This window comes from Brachyspira catarrhinii (assembly GCF_005518285.1).
GTDB lineage: Bacteria > Spirochaetota > Brachyspiria > Brachyspirales > Brachyspiraceae > Brachyspira > Brachyspira catarrhinii.
The window spans coordinates 1-4,531 of record NZ_SJDU01000184.1 but is presented as its reverse complement, the minus strand read 5'-3'; the positions used below and the strand labels follow the sequence as shown (position 1 = coordinate 4,531).

At 30.5% G+C, this 4,531-nt stretch carries 1 protein-coding gene; it reads left to right on the top strand.

Annotated elements, in window-relative coordinates:
* Positions 1-3,584: transcription-repair coupling factor (gene mfd, locus EZH24_RS07535; RefSeq protein ID WP_137998506.1), on the top strand; the 3,584-nt coding region annotated here is incomplete at its 5' end.
* Positions 3,585-4,531: the final 947 nt, after the last annotated feature.

Sequence of the window (4,531 nt, the reverse complement as noted above, 5' to 3'; positions counted from 1 at the left end):
AAAAAATATATTCCGGACTAAAAGGCGGCGGAGAACCTTTGTTTTTTGCATCTCTTTTCAAAGAAAAAAACGAAAGCTTTTTGATAATAAAAGAAAACGAAAGCGAGGCTATGCTTTTAAGTCAATCTTTAAATTTTTATAATATTCCGAATTATTATTTTCCCGCTTACGACAGCGTCCCTTTTACAAAAATGTCGCCGATAACCGATATAGCGCAAGAGAGAGTAAATATTTTATACAAACTCATAAATAAAGAAAAATGCATAATAATCGCAACGGCGAACTCGATTGCAAAAAAACTGCCTAATAAAAACGATTTGGAAAAATTATATATTCCAATAAAAATTAACGAAAAATTAAATTTGGAAGATTTAAGATTAAAACTCTACGATTTGGGTTATATAATAGAAATGGAAGTTTCGGAAATTGGAACTGCGGCGATTCGCGGAAGCATAATAGATATTTTTTCAATCGGCTACGATAATCCGATAAGAATTGAAATGTTTGACGATTATGTGGAAAGTATAAGATTATTCAAAATAGAAAACGGACGCTCATTTAAAAATTTAGAAGAAGTAATTATATATCCGACTCGAGAAGCGGTTTATAGCGATTCTATGATAGAAGAATTTTTGAAAAGAGAAAATATCGAAGCGGAACTTAAAAACAATATAAATCAAAAAAAATATTTTGCGGGAAGCGAAAATTTACTTCCGATATTTTACTTCGATTTGGAAACGATATTCGATTATTTTGAAGAAAAAAAAATATTCGTAGACGACAACTTAAAATTAAGAACCAAATTTATAAATATTTTAAATTCCATAAATGAAAATTTCAACAGCGTGGATAATATTTTTAATATAATAGAAAATAAAAGCGAATTATATATTGACTTCGATTATTTTGAATCTGTAATAAGAAAATCAATAAATATATCTCCTTTCATAATTGAAAACGACACTTATAAATTTAATTTTGTCGAAGGAGAATCTTTCAAGTCTCGAATAACGGAATTTTTGGATTATATAAAAAATTATAGAGAAAAAGATTATTTGATAATTTTATCAACGGGACATTTTGACCAAGCGAACAGATTCTATAAAATAATGCAAGAATTAGAACCGACTATAATTGCGGACAATATAAAAGATTTAAATATAAATGTAAAAGAAAACTATGACGAAGAAAATATTATAACAGAAGATAAAAAAATTGATTTGTCGAATAATAAAAATAATTTCTATATAATAACCGCTCCAGCTTCATCGGGATTCATAAAAGACGATATAAAAACAATATTCATAGCAGATTGGGAAGTGTTTGGAAGAAAAAGAAAACAAATAAAAAAACTTCCGAAAGTAAATAAAAATATAATCGACACTTTCGTAGATTTGAATATCGGAGATTATGCCGTTCATGTAAATTACGGAATAGGAAAATATTTAGGCTTGACGAGAAAATCTTCAAACGGGAAAGAAAAAGATTATTTGACTCTGGAATATTCCGAAGGAGACAAATTATATATTCCCGTAGAACAGATGAATTTCGTTCAAAAATATATATCTGGCGGTGGGCATAGTCCGAGATTAACTTCTTTAAGAACGAGCGCTTGGGAAAAAATAAAAAGCAAAGCGAGAAAGGACGCTTTAAAAACTGCAAGAGAGCTTATAAGATTATATACGATAAGGGCGAATATTCAGGGAAATGTTTACGGACATGACACTCAATGGCAGGACGATTTCGAGGCTTCGTTCAAATACGAGGAAACGGTTGACCAATTAAAAGCGATTAACGATATAAAAAAAGATATGGAAAGCGGAAAAATGATGGACAGACTCGTTTGCGGAGATGTTGGATTTGGAAAGACTGAAGTGGCTTTTAGGGCTATTTTTAAGGCAATAATGGCGGGCAAACAATGCGCGATGCTATGCCCGACTACTATTCTATCTCAACAGCATTATAATACTGCAAAAAACAGATTCAAAGATTTTCCCGTAGAAATTGATATATTAAACAGATTTGCGGCGTCTAAAGAAGCTAAAAGAAGCAGGGAAAATTTAAAAAACGGAGAATGCGATTTAATAATTGGAACTCATACGCTTTTGTCGAAAAATATAGAATTTAAAAATTTGGGGCTTATCGTAATAGATGAAGAACAGAGATTCGGAGTAAATCATAAAGAGGCTTTGAAAAAATTAAGATTGGAAACGGATGTTTTGACTTTATCGGCTACTCCTATTCCGCGAACTTTGAATATGGCTTTAACGGGAATAAGAGACATAAGCGTTATAGAGACTCCGCCTTTAAATAGAATTCCCGTAAAAACTTTTGTTATGGAATTTAACGAAGAGACGGTTGTGTCGGCAATAGAGAGAGAAATTGAAAGAAACGGGCAAGTATTTTATTTATATAACCGAGTGGAAAGTATAGATTCTTTTGCGCTTTTTATAAAAAAATTATGCCCGAAAGCGAGAATATGCGTAGCTCATGGAAGAATGCTTGGAAATCAACTTGAAAAAATAATGAAAGATTTTATCGATTATAAATACGATATATTGGTTTCGACAACTATAATTGAAAACGGAATAGACATACCGAACGCAAACACAATATTAATAGAAAACGCGCATGCATTGGGACTCTCCGAGCTTTATCAATTAAGAGGAAGAGTTGGAAGAAGCGACAGAGAGGCTTACGCTTATATGTTTTACCCTAAAAATTTGGCTTTAAGCGAAGTTGCCTATAAAAGATTATCCGCAATTTCGGAGCATACCGATTTGGGAGCGGGTTTTAAAATAGCGATGCGAGATTTGGAAATAAGAGGAGCGGGAAATATTTTAGGAAACGAACAGTCGGGAATGATTTATCAAGTCGGATACGAACTTTATGTTCAAATGCTCGAAGAAGCGAAAAACGAATTCAACGGAGAGATTAAAGAAGTCACTTTCGATACGATTATAGATTTCAAATACGATTTATATATTCCAGATTTCTATATTTCGGACACTAAAGAAAAAATATCGGTTTATAAATTGATTCTTCGTTCTCAAAACGACAACGATATAGAATCGGCAAAAGAATATTTGACGGACAAATACGGAAAAATACCTAAAGAGATAGAAGATATTTTTGAAATAGCGAAATTAAAAGTCATATTAAAAAAAGCGAGAGTATTGTCGGTTATAGAAGGGCAAAGTTCTATATATATCAAACTTGACAAATATTCGCGCATAGACACAAATAAACTTATGCGACTTATAAGCTCGAATGATTCGGGAGTTTATTTCGACAAAGAAAATTTGAATCAACTTATATTGTCGAATATTGAAGAGACGGAAAATAATTTAAATCTAAAAATAGAAAAAGTAAAAAATCTAATTTTGGAAATAGAAAGCCATGAAATAAATATTAAAGATAATAAAGATAAATCGGATAAAGAAGAAGCGCAAAAAATTGCAAATATAACGAATATAATCGAAGCGAATTTGGAATCTCAAAAAATAGAAAATAAAAAATCTCCGCTCAAAAGAAAACCGAGAAAAAAACCTTTAAAGATAATAAAAATAAAGTCAAAATTATAATTTGAAATTAGTCATTGTGAGGACGAAGTTCAAATTAATCTATAATAAAAAACCGAGCCTAAAAAGACTCGGCATAACCTTTTAATCATTCTATTATTTTTTAATAATATTATATGTTCCAGAAGGGACGCTTATTGCTGTTCCATCTGTCAAAGTTCCTTCGCCTATTATCGTAAGAGTTCCTTCGGTATCGCTTGAAAAATTTAAGGTGAATTTAGCTTTTACGGTAATTTCTATTCCGCTGGAATTATCTTTTTGTTCTCCGTAATAAAAAGAATAATTCGTATCGCTATTTTTGGTTATATCCGTAATATTTGTTGAGCCAGTTGTTTCATCGTTAATAGTTATAGAACCGTCCGAATTTATAACGATAACTTCATCAGTCGGGATATCTTTATCATACCAAGCGCCTGCGTAATATTCTATGCCTCTTGATGTCGGGTTTTCGTTTGATTTACAACTAATTGAAAATAATAATATAAACGATAGTAAAATGATAAATAATTTGAATGATAAAAGATTAGTTAAAAATGTAATATTCTTCTTCTCTTCTCTTCTCTTCTCTTCTCTTCTCTTCTCTTCTCTTCTTCATGAGAATTCACTCCTTGTTAAATAGATTATATTCCGAAATTTTTCTTTCGGTTGTTTTTTATTATAAACAAATTATATAATATTTAAAAAATATGTCAATAGTTTAATTCGTGTAAATTTATCGTCATTGCGAGTGTGAGCGAAGCAATCCGCTATTAATAAGTGGCAAATTCTATTTGTATAAGAACAATTATTTAAAAATATCAATAACTTTTTTCGCTACGAAATAGAACAATCCAATCCTTATAACAATTTTAGCGAATTTGATATAAAAAGAATAAGAATTTTATTATATCTCATACTCCTTAAAATCGCTTATACTTTCAATATCTTTTTTCTCATAATCTTTAAGAGGA